Origin of the sequence: Bradyrhizobium sp. RDI18 (assembly GCF_043203335.1) — a bacterium.
Lineage (GTDB): Bacteria > Pseudomonadota > Alphaproteobacteria > Rhizobiales > Xanthobacteraceae > Bradyrhizobium > Bradyrhizobium retamae.
This window is the reverse complement of sequence record NZ_JBICRN010000008.1, coordinates 3,043,076-3,063,961: the sequence shown is the minus strand read 5'-3', so window position 1 is coordinate 3,063,961 and position 20,886 is coordinate 3,043,076. Positions and strand designations below refer to the sequence as shown.

The following is a 20,886-nucleotide window of genomic DNA, read 5'->3' as shown; positions in this document are numbered from 1 at the left end:
TGTTGTGGCTAGCTGCAGCCACCGCTCGGCTAACCACCCAGACCTGTGGTTATGGGTCCCTGCGTTCGCAGGGACGACGTGGCGAGGGTCCGTCGGAAATCGGGTGGCGAAGAGCGCAATGGCTTGCGAGACTAGCCGTCATGAAAGCAACCGCAAAAATTCTCAAACATCCCGCGCCCGCCGACATCGCCGCCCGCGTCGATGCCATCGACTGGACACAGGCAACCGCCGATCTCGACGCGCAGGGCTGCGCCGTGCTGAAGGGATTGTTGTCGCCGGACGAATGCGCTGCGCTGGCTGCGCTCTATCCCGACGACAAGAATTTCCGTAGCCGGATCGTGATGGGGCGTCACGGCTTTGGTCGCGGCGAGTACAAATATTTCGACTATCCACTGCCTGATCTGATCGCGGAGCTGCGGCCCGCGCTCTATGCACGGCTCTGCGGCGTGGCCAATCGCTGGAACGAAACGATGGGGATCGACATCCGCTATCTCGACAAGCATGCAGCGTTCCTGAAGCGCTGCCACGACGCCGGGCAGACGCGGCCGACGCCGCTGCTGCTGCAATATGGCGAGGGCGACTACAATTGCCTGCATCAAGACCTCTACGGCGAGCATGTGTTCCCGCTGCAGGTCGCGATCCTGCTGTCGGAACCCGGGCGCGATTTCACTGGCGGCGAGTTCGTGCTGACCGAGCAGCGGCCGCGGATGCAGTCGCGGCCCGAGGTGGTGCCGCTGAGGCAGGGCGATGCGGTGGCCTTTGCTGTGCATCATCGGCCGGTGCAGGGGACGCGTGGGCCCTATCGCGTTAATCTGCGCCATGGGGTCAGCCGGATCCGCTCCGGCCATCGCCACACCGTCGGCGTGATCTTTCACGATGCCAAGTGAGTGCGGACTGAATTGACTGCGGATTTGTTCGAGGCCGTGCCGGATGTGCGCCCATCGCGCCAAGCGATGGCGGAGGGGGCGGTATTGCTGCGCGGATATGCGAAGCCCTTCGAAAACGAAGTGGTCTCGGCGTTGCGCGAGATCATCGCGCGAGCGCCATTCCGTCGTATGTTTACGCCCGGTGGTCACCAGATGTCGGTCGCCATGACCAATTGCGGCAGTGCCGGTTGGGTAACCGACCGCAGCGGCTATCGCTATGACGGCATTGATCCGGATTCCGGGCAGCCTTGGCCGGAGATGCCGCCGAGCTTCTGCGTAATTGCCGAGCAGGCGGCTGCCGCGGCCGGCTTTGCCGGCTTCGCGCCCGACGCCTGCCTGATCAACCGCTACGCGCCTGGCGCACGGATGTCGCTCCATCAGGACAAGGACGAGCAGGATTTCGCCGCGCCGATCGTGTCGGTGTCGCTCGGTCTGTCCGCAATCTTCCTGTTCGGCGGCCCAAAGCGCGCCGACAAACCGAAGCGCTACCGGCTCGAGCATGGCGACATCGTGGTCTGGGGCGGACCGTCGCGGCTGTTCTTCCACGGCGTGGGCCCGCTGGCCGACGGCGAGCATGCCCTGATGGGCCGCCAGCGCATCAATCTCACTTTCCGCAAGGCGCGGTAACGTGTCCCGGACGCGGTGCAGCGTTCTTTACGCTGCGCCGCAGAGCCGGGACCATGGTGCCTCACGCGAATGGGCCCCGGCTTAGCAGCGCACCGTAGGAGTCGCGCGAAGCGCGATCCCGAACACGCTGCGCAGCATCCGGGGCACGAGACCGCATCGGATTGCTTTTCAGTGAAGTATCCTCTGGTCTATGCTCTTTGCGCCGGGGGGCCGACATGAGCACGACAGAAGCAACGTCCGAAACCACCGCCAATCGCACCGGCGTCTATCTTGCCGTGCTGCAGCTCGTGTTCGCGCTGGGCTGGACCACTTACGTCATCTATTTGCCAAAACTCTGCGCCGATGTCGGCATCGCGCCAGCAGCCGTGATCCTGATCCTGATGCTGGATCAGGCAATCTTCACCATCACCGACACCGCGATGGGAATCGCCGCCGACAAGATCGCGCCGTTCGTCGGCAAGCTCGGCGTGTTCGTCGCTGTCCTGACCGCAATCTCCTGCGCGGCCTTTGTCGCGCTGCCGTTCGTCGCGGGTACGGGGCCGGGCGCGCAGGTCTGGTTCATCACCCTGATCCTGATCTGGGTCGTGACGTCATCGGCCCTGCGCGCGCCGCCGCTGACGCTACTCGGCAAATACGCCGCGCGGCCGGCGATTCCATTTCTGTCGGCTCTGGCGATGCTCGGCTACGGATTGGCGGGCGCTGTCTCGCCCTATCTCGGCGTGGTGCTGCGCAATCACGACCCGCGGCTGCCCTTCGTGATCTCGGGCGTAGTATTGCTGCTCACGACCCTGGCACTCTCGAAGGTCGAGCGTGATCTGGCGCAGGCACCTCGCGTCGCAAAACAACCGGTTGCGCCTGCAAAACCGCTTGGCCCGGTACCGACGTTCTTCATCGCTTCGATGGTGATCCTCTCGCTCGGTTATCAACTGCATTTTTCCATCAACAGCACGCCGTTCTTCCTGCGGTTCGCCAAGGCGGAAGAATTGCCATGGCTGATGCCGGTATTCTGGATCGGCTTCAACATCGCGATGTTTCCGGCGAGCGTCGTGGTCAAGCATCGCGGTGGGCTGATCGTGATGGGGGCGGCCGGCCTGCTCGGCGCGCTGGCCGTGCTGGGCGCGGAGATGGCCGGCAATCTCAACCTGCTGATCGCGGCGCAGTTCGTCGCCGGCGCGGCGTGGGGCTGCATGCTGATGGCCGCGGTTTCGGCGGCGCTGGCGATCGGGGAGACCGGCGCCGAGGGCAAGGTGGTGGGGCTGGTATTCTCAGCGCTGGCGCTGGCGACCTTTGCGCGGATGGCGGCGGTGGCCGGCGGCCTGCAAAAGCTGCCGGAATACGCACCGCTGCTGCAGTGGGCCCCCGTCGCTTGCTGGTCGGTTGCCGGCGCGGGGCTGCTGGTGATCGCGGCGTCGCGTATGCAACGGGGTTTGGCGAAGAGGAGTGCGTAAGTCTCTCTCGGTCATTCCGGGGCGCGCGTAGCGCGAACCCGGAACGACGGGCCCTAAATCACCGCTTCGGCGGATGGATGAACGCCCACGGGCTCACTTCCGAATCCGTCGGTACCTCGACCGAGATCACGTATGGCCCGCCATCGGCCAGCGCCTTTTCCAGCGCGGGGCGGAAGGTGATCGGGCGAGCTGACGCGCGCAGCACCCGCGCCGAAGGACTCGGCCAGCTTCACGAAATCCGGATTGACCAGGTCGGACGCCACGACGCGTCCGTCAAAATGCTGGCGCTGATCGCGCCGTACATTGCCATAGGCGTTGTTGTTGAACACCAGCGTCACAACGCCGATCTTGAACTGCACGGCGGTCGACAGTTCCTGCACTGCGAACATGAAGCCCCCGTCGCCCGTGATCGCGACCACCGGGCGGTTCGGGTTGGCGACCTTGGCGCCCAGCGCGGTGGGAAAGCCCGAGCCGAGCGTGCCCTGATAGCCCGAAGTGATGAAGGTGCGCGGCTCGTAGACCGGAAAGCCGTACCAGGAGGCGAAGCCGACCTGCGAAAGCTCATCGGTGACGATCGCATTGGCCGGCAGTACCTCGCGCAGAATGTTCAGATAGGCCATCTGCGGCTGAACCTTCTGGATCTCCTGATGCGCCGCCGCGGTGGCTTCGCGGATTTCGGCGCGCCGGCCGCTGGTCCTGCTATAGCCAGCCTTCTTCACAGCAGCCACGAGATCGGCCGTGCCGGCTTTCGCATCCGCGACCACGGCGGCATCGGATGCAAGCCGACGCATCTCGGTCGGATCGATATCGATGCGAACGGACTTCAGTCCCTTCGGCTGGTACGGCCAGCGGAATCCCGAAGCCGGTAGCTCCATGCGCGTGCCGATCCCGATCATCAGATCGGTGTTCGGCCAGAGCTTGTAGGCTGCCGCCATGGTCAGCCCGAGTTCGTGCGCATTGGAGACGATGCCGCGGCCGCTGCGGAACGCTACGACAGGCGCATCGATCATTTCGGCCAGTTCGAGAATTTCCTCGTGCGCATGGATCGCGCCGCTGCCGACGAAGATCATCGGCCGCTTCGCATCCCTGATCAGCGCAGCCGCCGCCTTGATCCGGTCGGAATCGGGTTGCGGTGCGGGAAACCGATCGAACACGGTTGAGGCGCCGACCTGGGCGCGCTGCGTAAAGATGTCCCACGGCATTTCCAGCGATACCGGACCGCGGCGGCCCGACATCATCTCCTGAAACGCACGCGACACCGCGGCGGGCGCCGCATCGGGATATTCGATGCGCTCGGCCCATTTCACGAAGCTACGCAGCGTTGCGAGCTGGTCCGGCATCTCGTGCAGATGGCCGCGGCCCTTGCCGAGAAACGCCGTCGGCACCTGTCCGGTCAGGCACAGCACCGGCTCGTTGCAGCCGAACGCAGTGAGTAGCGCCGCGCTGGCATTGAGGACGCCCGGACCGGGCACCACGCTGAACACGCCCGGTTTGCCCGATGAACGCGCGTAGCCGAACGCCATGTAGCCGCATGCCTGCTCATGCCGCGCGCCGATCACCTTCAACTGCGCCTGATGGAAGGCGTCGAACAGGCCATAGATCTGCGCGCCGGGCAGGCCGAACACGGTGTCGACGCCATGCGCGACGAGGCCGTTGACGATCGCTTCGCCGCCGGAAGTTGATTTCATGGTTCTGTCCACTCGCTCACGGGATTTTTCAGGTTTCGTCGGTGACGCCGTTTTTGAGCACACCGATACCCTCGGCCGCAACCTCGATGACGTCGCCAGGCTTCAGATAGCGCGGCGGGTCGAACCGCGCGCCGGCGCCGGTCGGCGTGCCCGTCACGATGACGTCGCCGGGCACCAGCGTGGTGAAGGTCGAGAGATAGTTGATCAGGTAGCGGAAGCCGAAGATCAACCGGCCGGTGCGGTCGTCCTGCCGGGTCTCGCCATTGACCTTCGTGGTGAGGCGGATGTCCGCAATCTGGCTTTCATCGGTGTAGGGCACGAGCCAGGGGCCGAGGCTGCCGGTGGAATCGAAATTCTTGCCCTGGGTGACGTTGAACTTGGCGTGCCGCACCCAATCGCGGATGGTGCCTTCGTTGCAGAGCGTGACGGCTGCGATGTGGTCCAGCGCGTCGCTCTCCTTGATGTGCCGTCCGGCCTTGCCGATCACAAGCACCAGTTCGCCCTCGTAATCGAGTTGCGCAGAGGCGCGCGGGCGGACCAGCGGCGCGTTGTGGCCGACAAAGGAGCGCGGTGTCCGCATGAACATGCTCGGATATTTCGGCGCGTCCTGGCCGTCCTTGTATTCGGCGTTGCGGTCGGGATAGTTCACGCCGATGCAGATGATCTTTTCCGGCGAGGGGATCGGCGGCTGCCAATTGATCGCATCGAACGCATGGTCCGGCGCGCGCGCGCCGCGTCTTCGGCGAGTTTCATCAGCGCGCCGGCGGCGATGACTTCGCGCAGCGTCGGGTATTCCTTTCCGAACCGCGTCGAGAGATCGACGATGCCGGCATCGGTCACGGCGCCGTATTTCTGCGCGCCGTTGAAGGTGAAGGTAGCGAGACGGGGAGGGGCCATCCGATCAATCCGCAATGGTGACATCGGCAACGAAGAGCGGATCGCGAACCTCTTGCCCCGTGAATGGCGAACCCTCCTCGAACCAGGAGCGCGGCGCCGGTGCGCCCCACAGCGTTTGCCGCCGCGGGTCCTTTAGCGACCAGCGCAGCGGCTCGTGGTCGTGGTCCCCCGTGAAGTAGTCGCTGGTGTAGAGTTCGAGCCGGTGGCCGTCCGGATCCCGGACATAGAGGAAGAATGCATTCGAGATGCCGTGGCGGCCCGGGCCGCGCTCGATGTTCTTCAGATATCCGCTTGAAGCCATCACGTCGCAGAGATGCAGGACGTTCATCGCCGTCGGCACCCAATAGGCAAAATGGTGCAGGCGAGGACCGCGGCCGTTGGTGATGGCGAAGTCATGGACGTTGCCCTTGCGGTGCATCCAGGCCGCTGCGATCCGCCCGTTCGGGCCGTCTTCCTCGCCATATTCGGTCAGCCGGAAGCCGAGCCGCGCATAGAAATCGATGGTGCCCTGGACCTCGGGCGCGAAGACGTTGAAATGATCGAGCCGCTGCGGATGGCAGCCCTTGTAGAGATCGTAGCGCCGCAGCAGATGCGGGCGCTTGTCCATTGACGCGTAGAGCTCGAGTTGGAAGCCGGCGGGATCGCTGAACTGCAGGGTGCGGCCCTGGAACGGCTGATCTGCGAAGGCGTAAGCGATGCCGTTCTCGGAAAAGAAGGTCGCGGCCTTGTCGAGATCGCCGTCATTGCCGACCTTGAAGCCGAGCCGATTGCAGGCCGCGGCTGGAGCCTTCCGCAGCACCAGCGAGTGGTGCTGATGCTCCTCGCTGCCGCGCAAATAGACCGCCTTGTCGTCGGCGTCCTCGACATGCAGGCCGATGGTGGTCTCGTAGAACGCGCGGCTCTTGCCGAGGTCGGTGACGTCGAGCACGGCATGGCTGCAGCGGATGATGTTGAACGGCGGGGTGAATGTGTGAGTAGGCACCGGCATGGGCGTTCCCTTGGTTGGTTCGTCATTCCTGGGCAGCCCGCAGGGCTGAACCCGGATCTCGAGGTTCCGGGTCTGGTCCTTCGGACCATCCCGGAACGACGGTGGCTGTTACACTCCCAGTCTCTGAATCTTATGCGTCCCGCGGGCGAGCGAGACGTGCTTGGTTTCCATATAGAAGTCGAACGAGTAGTCGCCGCCGTCGCGGCCGATGCCTGAAGCTTTCATGCCGCCGAACGGCGTCGGCAGATGACGGACGTTTTCGGAATTGAGCCAGATCATGCCGGCCTCCAGCGCATCCGCAACGCGCAGCGCGCGCCCCATGTCGGCGGTCCAGACATAGCCGGTCAGGCCGTACTGCACGCCATTGGCGATCTCGATGGCGTCCTTCTCGTCCGTGAACGGGATCACGGTCAGGAACGGGCCGAACACTTCCTCCTGCGCCACCCGCATCTTTGAGTGCGCGCCGGTGACCAGCGTCGGCTGCACGTAATGCCCGCCGCCGGGGCCATCATGCGGCTTGCCGCCCACTGCGATGGTGGCGCCGTCCTTCCTGGCGATCTCAAAATAGCTGCAGACTTTTGCAAGATGCCGCTCATGGATCAGGGGGCCGATCTCGGTGGCGGGGTCGAGCGGATGCCCAACCTTCAGCGCCTTGACCCGGGCGGTCAGCTTTTCGATGAATTCATCGGCGATACCTTGCTGGACCAGCAGCCGGCTCGACGAGGTGCAGCGCTCGCCGTTGAGCGAGTAGATCATGAAGACTACCGCATCCAGCGCCCGGTCGAGATCGGCGTCGTCGAACACGATCACCGGGTTCTTGCCGCCGAGTTCAAAATGGACCCGCTTCAGGGTCGGGGCGCCCTGCGCCATGATCGCGGAACCGGTCGAACTCTCGCCGACAAACCCGATCGCCTTGATGGCGGGATGCTCGGTCAGCGCCTTGCCCGCTTCCTCACCCATGCCATGGACCGTGTTGAGCACGCCGTCCGGCAGGCCGGCCTGTTTCGCAAGCTTCGCCAGCAAGTCCGCCGTAACCGGTGACCATTCGGCCGGCTTGTGCACGACGGTGCAGCCGGCAGCCAGCGCTGGCGCGATCTTCCAGGTCGACAGCATGAACGGCGTGTTCCACGGCGTGATCACGCCGACCGGGCCGATCGGCACCCGGGTCGAGATGTTCCAGTGCTCCTCGGAGGGCGTGTTGAGGCCGTCCCGGGCCTCGCCGCACCTGTCGGCAAAGAAGCGGAAATTCTCCGCTGCCCGGATCGCGGCCTTGGCCATGAAGCGGTGGGCCTGCCCGGTGTCGATGCATTCCAGCACCGCGATATCGTCGGCGTGGTGCTCGATAGCGTCGGCCACGCGATGCAGCAACTTTTTCCGCGCGGCGGCGGGCATGTCGCGCCAGGATTTAAAGGCCGTTGCGGCGGCGGTTGCTGCGCGGTCGATGTCTTCGGCATTGCCGCGCGCGACCGATGCCAGCACTGCGCCATCAACCGGGGACTTCGTCTCAAATGTCTGGCCGGAGACCGACGGCACGGTCTTGCCGTCGATCATGTGCCCGATGCCTTCGCTCTTCAGCTTGGCGAGCAGGGGAGCCGCGCGGTCGCGATTCGCCTGAAACAGGTCCTTCGGTGTCGCCTTATCCATTGATAATCTCCACTTTCAAAACGTCGTGGATGTCGTTGCGTTTCCAACTGGTTTCCTTGTCGTTGACCTGCATGTCAAACGACAGCGCGAATTTGTTGCTGGCAAAAACCGGATCGAGTTGGGCGGAGAGCGCCTTGAAGATATGCTCGCCGGCCTTCTTGCGGGTCGCGAGATCTCGCCCTTCGCCAAGCCGCAGCACCATGTCGAGAAAGCCGAAATTTGGCCGTCCGTCCGCGATAGCATAGTGCTCGCATTTGATAGCGCGGACGCGGATACCGCCAAGCGGAAAGATCCCGGTTTCCACCGCCGCCCTGCGGACGACTTCGACGACTTCGCCCATGTCGACGAGGGCATCGATATTGGCTGAATATTCGATCGTGAAATGGGGCATGTCCTGGTTACTCCAACAATTCTTCTGAACGCATCAAGCGAAGTAGCAGCTCACGGAACCGTAAGGTCCGTAATCCGCCTGGATCGTGTCGCCCTTGCGGGTCTCGATCGGGCGGATGAACGATCCCGCCAGCACCACTTGTCCGGCTTCCAGCGCCAGCCCGTTCGGCGCGATCTTGTTGGCAAGCCAGGCTACCGATGTCGCGGGATGATTGAGGACTCCGGCCGCAAGTCCGGTCTCTTCAAGCTGACCGTTGCGGAAACACAGCGCGCCGATCCAGCGCAGGTCAGCATCCATTGGCCGGATCGGGCGGCCGCCGAGCACGATGCCGGCATTCGCGGCATTGTCGGCAATGGTGTCGAATATCTTCCGGGTCGCCTTGGTCTGCGGATCGATCCGCTCGACTCGTGTGTCGAGGATTTCCAGCGCGGGCACCACGAAATCGGTGGCGTTAAGGACGTCGAATATGGTGCAGTCCGGTCCGGACAGCCGCGACTTCATCACGAAGGCGAGTTCGGCCTCGACGCGGGTGGCGATGAAACGATCTGAGGGCACGAGCCCGCCGTCGGCAAAGAACATGTCATCGAGCAGGATGCCGGAGTCAGGCTCGTCAATATTGAGCGCGCTCTGCATCGCCTTCGAGGTCAGGCCGATCTTGTGGCCCTTCACGGTGCGCCCCTGCGCGACCTTCATCTCGACCCAGGCTTTTTGAATAGCGTAGGCATCCTCGATCGTTATGCCGGGATGTTCAAGCGAAAGCTGCCGGATCTGTTTGCGGGTCTTTTCGGCGGCATCGAGCCGCTCGGCGGCGCTTCGGATATCGTCTCTGGAAAGGGCCATGGGCGTCCGGCTCGATCAGTAAAAAGCGGCTGCTGAAATTTGTTTAACATGTTAAGTTATCCGGCGCAAACTGATTTGATGCTTGTTGCGCCGCAAAACTCTATCCTTGCCTCGATCGAGGATTCCCGATGGCGGGCCACTGAAGATGTCAGGCAAGAAATCGCCGAACGGATCGCGTTCGGACCAGGAGGGAACGGCGGAGGCTCGCCGCGCGCCGATGCGCGAATTCTCGCGCTCGCTGCCGATGTCGCTACTACGCGCGCGCGAAGCCGTGATGCGCCAGTTCCGCCCGTCGTTGCGCAATCATGGGCTGACCGAGCAGCAATGGCGGATCCTGCGCGCGCTGACGGCGGTGGATACCATCGAGGTGACGGAACTGGCGCGCGTCGCCTTCCTGCTGGGGCCGAGCCTGTCGCAGATCCTGCGCGATCTCGAAGCGCGCGATCTGATCGAACGCCGCACGGCCAAGGCAGATCTTCGCCGCGGCGAGGTGTCGATCTCGTCCAAGGGGCTGAAGCTGATCGAGGCCGTCGCGCCCACCTCGGAAGCGATCTACGCCGAGATCACGCACCGTTTTGGCGCGCGCAAGCTCGCCGAATTACAGGACATGCTGGGCGAACTCGAGCGCAGCCTTGCCGCGATGGAGGTAGCGGGTGAGGGCGAGGCCGAAGCAGACGAGTAAGCGCAAATTTGCATGATGCTACTGGCCCGATGCATAGCGGCCGGGCAAATGATTGCAATCATTTGCCAAATGCGACTGAGGCGGTAGACACGCACGCGATTTTTCGTTCAAAGTGCCGGCCAAGCCGGTCATCAAAACCGGTGCGGGAATCGCGGGGCTAGCTGCTCAAACGCAGGCTTTCCCGTGCAAGGACAGGGCTGCAATCCGGACATGGTCACAATAAAAGCCAACAATCTGATCGATTTCGTCGCAGAGGTTTTTTCGCATTCGGAATCTTCGCCCGAGGAAGCAAGGCGCATCGCTACTTATCTCACGACGGCCAATCTCACCGGCCATGACAGCCACGGAGTGATCCGGGTTCCGGTCTATATCCGCTGGAAGAAGACGGGCAACGTCGTTCCCAACCAGACCCCAGAGATCGTCGTCGACACGCCGTCGCTCGCCGTGGTCGATGGCAAGTTTGGCTATGGCCAGACCGTAACGCCCTTCGCGGTGCGGACCGGCATTGAGAAGTGCAAGAAGGCGGGATTGTCAGCCATCGCGCTGCGCAACGCCGGCCACATCGGCCGCGTCGGCGACTGGGCTGAGATGGCCGCCGCCGAAGGGCTGGTTTCGGTGCACTTCGTCAATGCCGCCGGCTCGCTGCTGGTCGCGCCGTATGGTGGTGTCCAGAAACGGCTCTCGACCGCGCCTTACTGCGTCGGCATTCCGCGCCAGGGGCAAGATCCAATTGTGCTCGATTTTGCCACCTCGATCGTTGCCGAAGGCAAGGTGCTGGTCGCCAGCCGCGGCGGCAAGAAGCTTCCCACCGGCGCACTGGTCGATGCCGACGGCACGCTGAGCGAGGATCCGTCCGTGCTCTATGGTCCCTACACCCCAGACGGGCCGCGCGACCACACCAAGGGCACTGGCGCGATCCGCGCGTTCGGCGAGCACAAGGGCTCCGGGTTGGCCTTCATCTGCGAACTGCTCGGCGGTGCGCTGACCGGCACCGGCGCCACCTCGGGCGGCCGGCAGTTCGCCAACGGCATGCTTGCCTTCTATATCGATCCCAAAGTGATCGACACAGCCAACTATTTCGACGACGAAATCTCGCGCTATACCGACTTCATCCGCCAGACCAAGCCGATCGCCGGCGTCGAGTCCGTGCTGGTCCCGGGCGACCCCGAACGCAAGATGCGCGCCGAGCGCACCAGGAACGGCGTGCCGCTGCCTGATGATACCTGGGCTGCGATCGTCAACACCGCCCGCGAGGTCGGCGTCAGCGAAGCGAGCATTCAGCGCGCGACCAGCTAATCAAATCTGCGAACTCCAACAATTGTAACGATCACAAAGGGAAAGCGATCAATGGCAACCAACAACGTCAAGAAAGTATGGGCCTCGGGCAAGGCCGTGGTGAACGCGTGGCTCGCGATCCCCTCCGGCTTTTCGGCCGAAGTGATCGCGCAATGCGGCTTCGACAGCGTCACCGTCGACATGCAGCACGGCGTGCAGGACTACCTCTCGATGGTCCAATGCTTTCAGGCGATGAACGGCCATCCGGTGACGCCGATGGTCCGCGTGCCCTGGAACGAGCCCGGCATCATCGGCAAGGTGCTCGACGGCGGCGCCTATGGCGTGATCTGCCCGATGATCAACACCAAGGAGGAGGCGAAGAACCTCGTCCAGTATTCCAAGTATCCGCCGAAGGGCACCCGCTCGAACGGCCCGATCCGCTCCGGCATGTATGGCTCGGCCGGCACCTACCAGCAGACGGCGAACGACGAGATCGTGCTGTTGCCGATGATGGAGACCAGGACAGCGGTCGAGAACATGGAATCGATACTCGACGTCGAAGGCATCGACGGCGTCTATATCGGCCCCTCCGACCTGGGTTTCTCCTATGGCCTGGTGCCGAAGCTCGACCGCGACGAGCCTGAAATTCTCAAGATCTACGAGAAGATCGTCAAGGAATGCGGCAAGCGCGGGCTCAATCCCGGCATCCACTGCTCGGGCGCCGAGGGCGCGGTGCGCGCCATCAACATGGGCTTCAAGCTCGTGACGCTGTCGAACGAGAGCGGCCTGATGATGACCTACGCCAAGATGCAGGTGAACCAGACGAGGAAGGATTCGGGCGGCAAGGCGTAAAAGGTCTCGTGTCCCGGACGCGGTGCAGCGCTGCTTAGCGGTGCACCGCAGAGCCGGAACCCAGTGGTCGCAGCGATGTGTGGGCCCCGGATCAGCAGCGCACCGCTTTGCGCTGCGCAGCATCCGGGGCACGATAGTTTCAGAGCCAAGGAGAATCATCATGACCCCGGCACCCGTGATCCGCCTGCACCCTGACGATGGCGTGATGATCGCGCGCGCGAGCTTGCCACCGGGCATGGTGGTGGCCGAGGGCGTTACCACAACCGAGCGGATTCCTGCCGGCCACAAGGTCGCGATCAGGCCGATTGCGATGGGCGAGCCGGTGCGCCGCTACGGCCAGATCATCGGCTTTGCCACCGCGCCGATCGCGCCGGGCCAGCATGTGCATACGCAAAACTGCGGTATGGGCGATTTCGCCAAGGACTACGCCTATGGCGTCGACGTCAAGCCGGTACCGAATTTCGATCTGCCCGCCACCTTCGACGGCATTCGCCGCGCCGACGGCCGGGTGGCGACGCGTAACTATATCGGCATCCTCACCTCGGTGAATTGCAGCGCCCATGTCGCCGGCATCGTCGCCGACATGTTCAAGAAGAATCCATTCACCGGCGAAAACCCGCTGGCTGACTATCCGAACGTCGACGGCGTGGTGGCGCTGACCCACAAAACCGGCTGCGGCATGACGCAGAACGAACCGCTGGCGCTGTTGCGGCGGACGCTCGGCGGCTATGCGCGGCATGCGAATTTCTCCCATGTGGTCGTGCTGGGGCTTGGCTGCGAGGTCAACCAGATCGGCGGGCTGATGGAGGAGCAGAAGCTCGCCGGACGTTTGCGCGCGATGGACATCCAGGAAGTCGGCGGCACCCGCAAGACGGTGGAGGCCGGCATTGCCTTCGTGAAGGAGGCGCTGACCGACGCCAATAAAGTAAAGCGCGAGAAGGTCGCAGCCAGCGAATTGACGGTGGCGCTGCAATGCGGCGGCTCCGACGGTTACTCCGGCGTTTCGGCCAATCCGGCGCTGGGTGCTGCGAGCGATCTGCTGGTGCGCCACGGCGGCACCGTGATCCTCTCGGAGACGCCCGAGACTTATGGCGCCGAACATCTGCTGACGCGGCGGGCCGTCAGCCGCGAGGTCGGCGAAAAACTCGTCGGCCTGATGCGCTGGTGGGAAGAATACACCAGGCGCGAAGGCGCCGAGATGAACGCCAATCCAAGCCCCGGCAACAAGGCCGGCGGCCTCACCACCATCCTGGAAAAATCATTGGGCGCGATGGCGAAGGCCGGCAGCACCAATCTGGTCGACGTGCTCAACTATGCTGAGCCGATTACCAAGAAGGGTTTTGTCTTTATGGACACGCCCGGCTACGACCCGGTTGCGGCGACAGGCCAGGTCGCGGGCGGCGCCAACCTCGTCTGCTTCACCACGGGCCGCGGCAGCGTGTTCGGCTGCAAGCCTGCGCCCTCGATCAAGCTCGCCACCAACACGCCGATGTACAAGCGCATGGAAGATGACATGGACGTCAATTGCGGCACCATCCTCGATGGCGAGGAAACCGTGCAGCAATGTGGCCAGCGCATTTTCGAATTGATGCTGAAAACGGCATCCGGCCAGCCGACCAAAAGCGAGAGTTTCGATTTCGGCGGCGCCGAATTCGCGCCGTGGGTGCTTGGGGCAACGATGTAGTTCTTGCACAACTCTGCCGTCGCCCCTGCGAACGCAGGGGCCCATAACCACCGCTCGAAGTCGTTGAAGCAAAGCTGTCCCCCCGCGTGCCCCTTACGCCGGCCGCGGCGTATGGGTCCCTGCGTTCGCAGGGACGACGGTGGAGTCGCACTTCCCATAGGCACCTCGTGCCCGTTGTTAATGCTTGATCCTGCCCGGAACCGGTGTTCTGCTTAAAAAAGCCGCTGGAGTCTCCGGTCCGTGTCGATCTTCGTCGCACTACACCACGTCACGCACTACAAATACGACCGACCGATCGATCTCGGCCCTCAGACCGTTCGCCTGCGTCCGGCGCCGCATACGCGGACGCCGATCCTGAGCTATTCGCTCAAGGTGACGCCAACCAATCATTTCGTGAACTGGCAGCAGGATCCGCAGGGCAATTGGCTGGCGCGCTTCGTCTTTCCGGAGAAGGCGTCCGAGCTGAAAATCGAAGTCGATTTCACCGCGCAGATGACGGTCGTCAATCCCTTCGATTTCTTCGTCGAGCCCTCCGCAAACGCCTTTCCGTTCCAGTACGGCAACGATCTCAAGACCGAGCTCGCGCCCTATCTCGCGACCTCCGAGCAGGGGCCGTTGTTCGCGGCTTACTTAAAGGAGATTCCGCGCGAGGCCGACAGCACGGTCAATTTCCTGGTCGAGCTCAACGCTCAGCTTCAGAAGAAGATCAAGTATGTCATCCGGATGGAGCCGGGCATTCAGACGCCGGAGGAGACGCTGGCGCGCGGTTCCGGCTCGTGCCGCGATTCCGCGTGGCTGTTGATCCAGGCATTGCGGCATCTCGGCCTCGCCGCGCGCTTCGTCTCGGGCTACCTCATGCAGTTGCGTCCCGATATCGATCCGGTCGAAGGCCCGCGCGAGGTCGAAAGCGATTTCACCGATCTGCACGCATGGGCGGAGGTCTACCTTCCCGGCGCCGGCTGGATCGGGTTCGACGTCACCTCGGGCATGCTGACGGGCGAGGGGCATATCCCCGTCGCTGCCACGCCGCACTACCGCTCGGCGGCGCCGATCTCCGGCAGCGCCGGCTTCGCCAACGTCGAATTCGGTTTCGAGATGAGCGTCAGGCGTATCCGCGAGGCACCGCGGATCACGCGGCCGTTCTCCGAAGAGTCCTGGACACGGCTCGATCGGCTCGGCGAGCAGGTCGACGCCGATCTCAGGCGCGACGACGTGCGGCTGACCATGGGCGGCGAGCCGACCTTCGTCTCGATCGACAATCTGGAATCGCCGGAATGGAACATCGCTGCCATCGGCCCGACCAAGCAGACGCTGGCGGATGAGTTGATTCGAAAGCTGCGTGCGCGTTTCGCGCCGGGCGGGTTACTGCATTACGGGCAAGGCAAATGGTATCCGGGCGAAAGCCTGCCGCGCTGGGCGTTCGGACTCTATTGGCGCAAGGACGGCGTGCCGATCTGGAAGAATGCCGAGCTGATCGCAGAGATCGAGAACCCGCACAAAGCCGATGTCGCAGACGCCCGGCGACTGATGGAAGGCATCGCGAAGCGGCTCGGCCTCGACGCCAGCTACCTGATGCCGGCACACGAAGACCCCGTGCATTGGCTGCAAAAGGAGGCCGCACTTCCGGTCAATGTCGATCCCGGCGATTCCAAGCTGTCCGATCCCGAAGAACGATCACGCATGGCGCGTGTGTTCGATGAAGGGCTCGACAAGCCGAAAGGGTTCGTGCTGCCGATCCAGCATGCGCACGCCGATGATCCTCGCTGGATGAGCGAGCGCTGGCAATTCCGGCGCAGCCATTTGTTTCTGATCCCAGGCGATTCCCCGCTCGGGCTCCGGCTGCCGATGGCGTCGCTGCCGCATGTTCCGCCGGAAGAATATCCTTACCTGGTCGAGCAGGATCCGATGGATCCGCGGCTCGAACTGGCGGCCGAAGATGAGGAGCCCGGAGCAGGGGGCGCGCCAAGGCCAGCGCATGCGCCGAAAGCAAAGCGCAAATCCAAGCCGGTGCGCACGGCAATCTCGGTCGAAATCCGCGACGGCGTGTTGTGCGTCTTCATGCCGCCGGTCGAGAAGATCGAACACTATCTCGACCTGATCGCGGCGGTGGAAGCGGCTGCCGAGGAGATGCAGATCCCGGTTCATGTCGAGGGCTACGGTCCGCCCTATGACCCACGCGTCGAGGTCATCAAGGTGACGCCCGATCCCGGCGTGATCGAGATCAACGTCCAGCCGGCGCAAAGCTGGCGCGAGGCGGTCGACATCACCTTCGGCCTGTATGAAGACGCCGCGAAAGTCCGGCTCGGCGCCAACCGCTTCCTTGTCGATGGCCGCCACACCGGCACCGGCGGCGGCAATCATGTCGTGGTCGGCGGCTCGACCCCGCAGGATTCGCCGTTCCTGCGCCGCCCGGATTTGCTGAAGAGCCTGGTGCTGTACTGGCAGCGGCATCCGTCGCTGTCCTATTTGTTCTCCGGCATGTTCATCGGCCCGACCAGCCAGGCGCCGCGTATCGACGAGGCACGGCACGACGGGCTCTATGAACTCGAAATCGCGCTCTCGCATGTGCCGCCGCCCGATATCGAGGCCCCGCTATGGCTGGTCGATCGGCTGTTCCGGCATATCCTCGTCGACATAACCGGCAATACCCATCGCGCCGAAATCTGCATCGACAAGCTCTATTCGCCTGATGGGCCGACCGGCCGTCTCGGGCTGGTCGAATTCCGCGCGCTCGAAATGCCGCCCGACCCGCGGATGTCGCTGGCGCAGCAATTGTTGATCCGCGCGCTGATCGCAAAGCTCTGGCGCGAGCCGCAGCAGGGTAAGTTCGTGCGCTGGGGAACTGCGCTGCACGATCGCTTCATGCTGCCGCATTTCCTCTGGGAGGATTTCTTGGGCGTGCTCGATGAGCTCAAGCTATCCGGTTACGACTTTTCGGCGGAATGGTATCAGGCACAGCTCGAATTCCGTTTTCCGGTGTTCGGCCGTGTCCATCACGGCGGCGTCGCGCTGGAATTGCGTCAGGCGCTGGAGCCCTGGCATGTGCTGGGCGAGGAGGGCTCTGCCGGCGGCACTGTGCGCTACGTCGATTCTTCCGTGGAGCGCCTGCAGGTCAAGGCGACCGGCTTTGTCGAGGGACGCCACGTCGTGACCTGCAACGGCAGGCGGATGCCGATGACACCTACCGGCCGCTCGGGCGAGGCAGTCGCGGCGGTCCGCTTCAAGGCCTGGCAGCCGGCCTCGGGGCTGCATCCGACCATCCCGGTCCACGCGCCCCTGACATTTGACTTGATTGATAGCTGGAACGGCCGTTCGCTCGGCGGCTGCGTCTATCACGTCGCCCATCCCGGCGGCCGCAATTACGATACCAAGCCGGTCAATTCCTATGAGGCGGAGGCGCGGCGGCTGGCCCGGTTTCAGGATCACGGCCACACCCCGGGGCGGATCGAGCCGCCGCCCGAGGAACGCACAATTGAATTCCCTTTGACGCTCGACTTGAGGACGCCGCTCCTGATCTAATCGGAAGCGACGGTCTCGGGGAATCGGAATGTCAGGCCAAGGCAACAGTCAGGAGAGCAAGGCCCGTCCGGGCCAGCGCCGGATGGCGCAATGGATGCGCGACTACGCGCGGCTGCCCGGCACTCCCGACGAATATATCGGGCCTGATGGCGCGCCGCGCGCGGCCTGGACCCGCTTTTTCGATGCCTTTTCAGCGCTTTCGCCGCCAGATATCGAACGCCGCTTCGCCTCCGCGGACCGGCATCTGCGCGAGGCCGGCGTCACCTATCGTGCGCCCGGCGAAACCGCCGACCGGCTGTGGCCGCTCAGCCATCTGCCGCTGATCATCGACGAGGCCGATTGGCAGCAGCTCACCACGGGTATCGCGCAGCGCGCCCAATTGTTTGAAACGATCCTGCGCGATCTCTATGGCGAGGCCCGGCTGGTCAGCGATGGTGCAGTGCCCGCGGCCGCGATTGCCGGCAGCAATGAATATCTGCGCGCCGTCTGCGGCATCAAACCACCCGGCGGGCGTCATCTCCACTTCTACGCCGCCGATGTCGGCCGCGGCCCCGACGGCCGCTGGTGGGTACTGAACGACCGCACGCAGGCACCCTCGGGCGCCGGCTACGCGCTGGAAAACCGCCTGGTGCTGTCGCGCGCCTTTTCCAATCTCTACAAGTCGATGAACGTCGAGCGCGTGGCGCCGTTCTTCGAAGCGTTCCGCGATTCGCTCCGCGCCAGCGCCGACCGCGACGAGCCGCGCATCGGTTTGCTGACGCCGGGCGCCTTCAGCGAAACCTATTTCGAACACGCCACGCTGGCGCGCTATCTCGGCTTTCTCCTGGTCGAGGGCGACGATCTCGCCGTTAGCGGCGACCGCATCCATATCCGTACCGTCGCGGGCTTGAAGCGGCTCGACGTGCTGCTGCGCCGCGTCGATTCCACTTTCCTCGATCCGCTGGAGCTCGATGCCTCGTCGCATCTCGGCGTGCCCGGCCTGATCGATGTGCTGCGCAAGGACGGCGTCGTCGTCGCCAACATGCCGGGTTCGGGCGTATTGGAGGCGAGGGCGCTGCTTGATCCCTGCCGAGCCTATGCCGCCGCTTGCTCGGCGAGACCTTGATTATGCCGCACATCGCGACGTGGTGGTGTGGCCAGAAATCGGCGCGTGAGGAAGTGCTGTCGCGGCTGGAGGATTTCGTCATCGAGGGCGCCTATGGCCGGGCCGTTCCCGGCTTTGCCGGCCATGCGCCCGTGCTTGCCGGCGAGTTGCCGCCAGCCGAGCGCGACCGGCTCCGGCAGGCGATCACCGACCGCGGCATCGATTATGTCGGCCAGGAACTGGTGCGCCTGTCGACCACGCCGGTGTGGGAGCAAGGTCGGATCACGCCGCGCCCGTTCGTGCTCCGGGTGTTTGCCGCGGCGACTCCACAAGGCTGGACCATCATGCCCGGCGGGTTCTGCCGGATTGCCGAAAAGGCGGATGCCCGCGCGGTGTCGATGGGCGACGGCGTGCGGTCGGCGGATGTCTGGGTGGTGTCCGACAAGGCCGTAGCGTCGGCGACGCTGTTGCCCGGCGCCGACACAGTGCGGATCAGGCGGATCGCCGGCGTGGTGCCGAGCCGTGCCGCGGATAATCTGTTCTGGCTCGGCCGCTATCTCGAACGCGCCGAGGCGACGCTGCGGTTGATCCGCGCGCTTGGCACCTCGACGCGCGATCCCGCCAAGGGAGCGTCGACCGCGTTGCATTCGGTCGAGCGTATCCAGCGGATTCTCGTGACCTGGGCCGCCACCTCGCAGGCGACGCGGACCAATCCGGCGCGGGTCATCGCGGAAGCGCTGCAGAGCGAGGAGAAGTTCGGTTCTGCACTTTCGCTGGTGCGATCGGTGCAGCGAACTGCGAGTTCGTTGCGCGAGCGGCTTTCACCCGACGCCTGGCAGATCATCACCGAGATGGTGGAGCGCCTTGCGCTGCAGGTCGACGACGACGACAGCATCGTCAGCGCCGCTGAATTGACGCTGCAGGAGTTGGCGAGCCTTGCCGGCCTGGCGCAGGAGAACATGAACCGCGCCGCCGGATGGCGCTTCCTCGACATGGGCCGCCGCGCCGAGCGCGCTATCAACACCGCGCGGTTCGCGCGGCAGTTCGCCTATGACGAAGCGGGCGACGACGACCTCGACGTGCTGTTGACGCTGGTGGATTGCCAGATCACCTACCGCTCGCGCTATCTGGTCGGGCCGGCGCTGGCGCCGGTTCGCGACCTCGCCGTGCTCGATCCTTATAATCCGCGCTCGGTCGCCTTTCAGGTCGCAGCGCTCAACGACCACATCGCGGCGCTGCCAAGTCTGAAGGAACATGGTTTGATCGAGCGGCCGCAGCGGTTGGCGGTGGCATTGCAGGCAACGCTGACGACGGCGGAGGCTGCCACGCTCGATGTGAAAGCGCTGTTTGCACTCGAACAGGATCTGCTCAATCTGGCCGACGCCATCGGCCTGCATTACTTCCCGCACGGGCCTAATGCGAGCCGGCCGGAGAAGCTCACGGGCCTCGCGTGATCTACGACATCCGTCACGTCACGACCTACGCTTACGAGAGCCCGGTGAGTTTTGCGCGCTGCTCGCTGCGGCTGGAGCCGCGAACCGGCGACGGGCAACAATTGATCTCGCACGCGGTCGAGATCCGGCCGCGGCCGGCCGAACGCACGGTGCGGCGGGACTTTTTCGGAACGCATACCGAGAGCGTGCTGATCGAGACCGCGCATCGCAATTTGCGGATCGATTCCCGCTCACGGGTTTCGGTCGCGCGTCTGGCGCCTGGTCGCACGGCGCCCAGCCCGCCCTGGGAGCGCATCCGCGATGTGGCCTTTGAGGCTACCAGCCTCGGCCCGGCTTCGCCGGTCGGATACGTCTTTGCGAGCTCGCTGGTGCCGGTGCTGGCGCCGCTCACTGCCTATGCCGCGCCAAGCTTCGCGCGGGGCGGCGGCATCCTCACGGGTGCCGTCGACCTGATGCGCCGCATCCGCAGCGATTTCAGGTACGACTCCAAGGCCACCGTGATTTCGACGCCGCTTAAGGAAGTGTTCGAGAAGCGCCACGGCGTCTGCCAGGACTTTGCCCATGTGATGATTGCGGGCCTGCGCGGGCTCGGCCTGCCGGCGGCCTATGTCAGCGGCTATCTGCGCACCGTTCCGCCCGCCGGCCAACCGCGCCTGCAGGGCGCCGACGCCAGCCACGCCTGGGTCTCGGTCTGGTGCGGCGCCGAGCTCGGCTGGGTCGGCTTCGATCCGACCAACGACCTCCTGGTCGAGAACGATCATATCGTCCTGTCGATCGGCAGGGACTTCTCCGACGTCTCGCCGGTCGACGGCATCATCGTCGGATCGCCCAAGCAGAAGCTCAACGTCGCTGTGGACGTGCTGCTGGTGGAATGAGGCTGCAATGCC

Annotated in this window: 13 protein-coding genes and 3 pseudogenes; 10 read left to right on the top strand and 6 right to left on the bottom strand. The window is 64.3% G+C overall.

Annotation, left to right across the window (positions count from 1 at the left end; translation table 11 throughout):
- Positions 1 to 140: 140 nt before the first annotated feature.
- The 3 genes from ACFXS9_RS23890 (at position 141) to ACFXS9_RS23880 (ending at position 3,001) form a co-directional block, all read left to right on the top strand.
- Positions 141 to 887, top strand: a complete 747-nt coding sequence (locus ACFXS9_RS23890; protein WP_392692627.1) for a 2OG-Fe(II) oxygenase — start codon at positions 141 to 143, stop codon at positions 885 to 887.
- 12 nt (positions 888 to 899) lie between these two features.
- Positions 900 to 1,553, top strand: coding sequence for a DNA oxidative demethylase AlkB (gene alkB, locus ACFXS9_RS23885; RefSeq protein WP_392692625.1), 654 nt, complete (start codon positions 900 to 902; stop codon positions 1,551 to 1,553).
- Positions 1,554 to 1,768: 215 nt separating this feature from the next.
- Positions 1,769 to 3,001, top strand: a complete 1,233-nt coding sequence (locus tag ACFXS9_RS23880) for an MFS transporter (protein WP_392692623.1) — start codon at positions 1,769 to 1,771, stop codon at positions 2,999 to 3,001.
- 58 nt (positions 3,002 to 3,059) lie between these two features.
- Here ACFXS9_RS23880 and ACFXS9_RS23875 read toward each other — a convergent pair.
- The 6 genes and pseudogenes from ACFXS9_RS23875 to hpaH all read right to left on the bottom strand — a co-directional run bounded on the left by ACFXS9_RS23875 (position 3,060) and on the right by hpaH (position 9,449).
- Positions 3,060 to 4,689: pseudogene (locus ACFXS9_RS23875) on the bottom strand (thiamine pyrophosphate-dependent enzyme).
- A 28-nt stretch (positions 4,690 to 4,717) separates the two neighbouring features.
- Positions 4,718 to 5,586 (bottom strand): annotated as a pseudogene (locus ACFXS9_RS23870) (fumarylacetoacetate hydrolase family protein).
- Between the two features lie 4 nt (positions 5,587 to 5,590).
- The gene (gene hpaD / locus ACFXS9_RS23865; RefSeq protein WP_392692621.1) at positions 5,591 to 6,574 is read right to left on the bottom strand and encodes a 3,4-dihydroxyphenylacetate 2,3-dioxygenase; all 984 of its coding nucleotides are present in this window, start codon (positions 6,572 to 6,574) and stop codon (positions 5,591 to 5,593) included.
- Between the two features lie 108 nt (positions 6,575 to 6,682).
- Positions 6,683 to 8,218, bottom strand: coding sequence for a 5-carboxymethyl-2-hydroxymuconate semialdehyde dehydrogenase (hpaE, locus tag ACFXS9_RS23860; RefSeq protein ID WP_392692619.1), 1,536 nt, complete (start codon positions 8,216 to 8,218; stop codon positions 6,683 to 6,685).
- Positions 8,211 to 8,609: a 5-carboxymethyl-2-hydroxymuconate Delta-isomerase gene (locus ACFXS9_RS23855; protein WP_392692617.1), complete on the bottom strand. Its 399-nt coding sequence runs from the start codon at positions 8,607 to 8,609 to the stop codon at positions 8,211 to 8,213. The genes hpaE and ACFXS9_RS23855 overlap by 8 nt, the downstream gene beginning before the upstream one ends.
- A gap of 33 nt (positions 8,610 to 8,642) precedes the next feature.
- Positions 8,643 to 9,449, bottom strand: a complete 807-nt coding sequence (hpaH, locus tag ACFXS9_RS23850) for a 2-oxo-hept-4-ene-1,7-dioate hydratase (RefSeq protein WP_392692614.1) — start codon at positions 9,447 to 9,449, stop codon at positions 8,643 to 8,645.
- Between the two features lie 145 nt (positions 9,450 to 9,594).
- Between hpaH and hpaR the strand changes: the two genes are divergently transcribed.
- The 7 genes and pseudogenes from hpaR (at position 9,595) to ACFXS9_RS23815 (ending at position 20,874) form a co-directional block, all read left to right on the top strand.
- Positions 9,595 to 10,131 (top strand): homoprotocatechuate degradation operon regulator HpaR, encoded by a 537-nt coding sequence (gene hpaR, locus ACFXS9_RS23845; RefSeq protein ID WP_392692611.1) that lies wholly within the window; start codon positions 9,595 to 9,597, stop codon positions 10,129 to 10,131.
- 210 nt (positions 10,132 to 10,341) lie between these two features.
- Positions 10,342 to 11,427 carry a malate/lactate/ureidoglycolate dehydrogenase gene (locus tag ACFXS9_RS23840; RefSeq protein WP_392692608.1) on the top strand — a complete coding sequence of 362 codons (1,086 nt, stop codon included), beginning with the start codon at positions 10,342 to 10,344 and terminating at the stop codon, positions 11,425 to 11,427.
- Between the two features lie 51 nt (positions 11,428 to 11,478).
- Positions 11,479 to 12,258 (top strand): HpcH/HpaI aldolase/citrate lyase family protein, encoded by a 780-nt coding sequence (locus ACFXS9_RS23835; RefSeq protein ID WP_028350925.1) that lies wholly within the window; start codon positions 11,479 to 11,481, stop codon positions 12,256 to 12,258.
- A gap of 160 nt (positions 12,259 to 12,418) precedes the next feature.
- A complete protein-coding gene (locus ACFXS9_RS23830; RefSeq protein ID WP_392692605.1) occupies positions 12,419 to 13,942 on the top strand; it encodes a UxaA family hydrolase in 1,524 nt (507 codons plus the stop codon).
- Positions 13,943 to 14,182: 240 nt separating this feature from the next.
- A complete protein-coding gene (locus ACFXS9_RS23825; RefSeq protein WP_392692602.1) occupies positions 14,183 to 17,461 on the top strand; it encodes a DUF2126 domain-containing protein in 3,279 nt (1,092 codons plus the stop codon).
- Positions 17,462 to 17,489: 28 nt separating this feature from the next.
- A pseudogene (locus ACFXS9_RS23820) lies at positions 17,490 to 19,999 on the top strand (circularly permuted type 2 ATP-grasp protein).
- Positions 19,996 to 20,874: a transglutaminase N-terminal domain-containing protein gene (locus ACFXS9_RS23815; protein WP_392692599.1), complete on the top strand. Its 879-nt coding sequence runs from the start codon at positions 19,996 to 19,998 to the stop codon at positions 20,872 to 20,874. Before ACFXS9_RS23820 ends, ACFXS9_RS23815 begins: the two are co-directional and overlap by 4 nt.
- Positions 20,875 to 20,886 lie beyond the last annotated feature (12 nt).

Excerpts from the sequence above, each read along its gene's own strand:
- ACFXS9_RS23880 (WP_392692623.1), top strand. The coding sequence starts at position 1,769 with ATGAGCACGACAGAAGCAACGTCCGAAACCACCGCCAATCGCACCGGC.
- ACFXS9_RS23830 (WP_392692605.1), top strand. The coding sequence starts at position 12,419 with ATGACCCCGGCACCCGTGATCCGCCTGCACCCTGACGATGGCGTGATG.
- ACFXS9_RS23890 (WP_392692627.1), top strand. The coding sequence starts at position 141 with ATGAAAGCAACCGCAAAAATTCTCAAACATCCCGCGCCCGCCGACATC.
- hpaE (WP_392692619.1), bottom strand. The coding sequence starts at position 8,218 with ATGGATAAGGCGACACCGAAGGACCTGTTTCAGGCGAATCGCGACCGC.
- hpaR (WP_392692611.1), top strand. The coding sequence starts at position 9,595 with ATGTCAGGCAAGAAATCGCCGAACGGATCGCGTTCGGACCAGGAGGGA.
- ACFXS9_RS23840 (WP_392692608.1), top strand. The coding sequence starts at position 10,342 with ATGGTCACAATAAAAGCCAACAATCTGATCGATTTCGTCGCAGAGGTT.
- hpaH (WP_392692614.1), bottom strand. The coding sequence starts at position 9,449 with ATGGCCCTTTCCAGAGACGATATCCGAAGCGCCGCCGAGCGGCTCGAT.
- hpaD (WP_392692621.1), bottom strand. The coding sequence starts at position 6,574 with ATGCCGGTGCCTACTCACACATTCACCCCGCCGTTCAACATCATCCGC.
- ACFXS9_RS23835 (WP_028350925.1), top strand. The coding sequence starts at position 11,479 with ATGGCAACCAACAACGTCAAGAAAGTATGGGCCTCGGGCAAGGCCGTG.
- ACFXS9_RS23855 (WP_392692617.1), bottom strand. The coding sequence starts at position 8,609 with ATGCCCCATTTCACGATCGAATATTCAGCCAATATCGATGCCCTCGTC.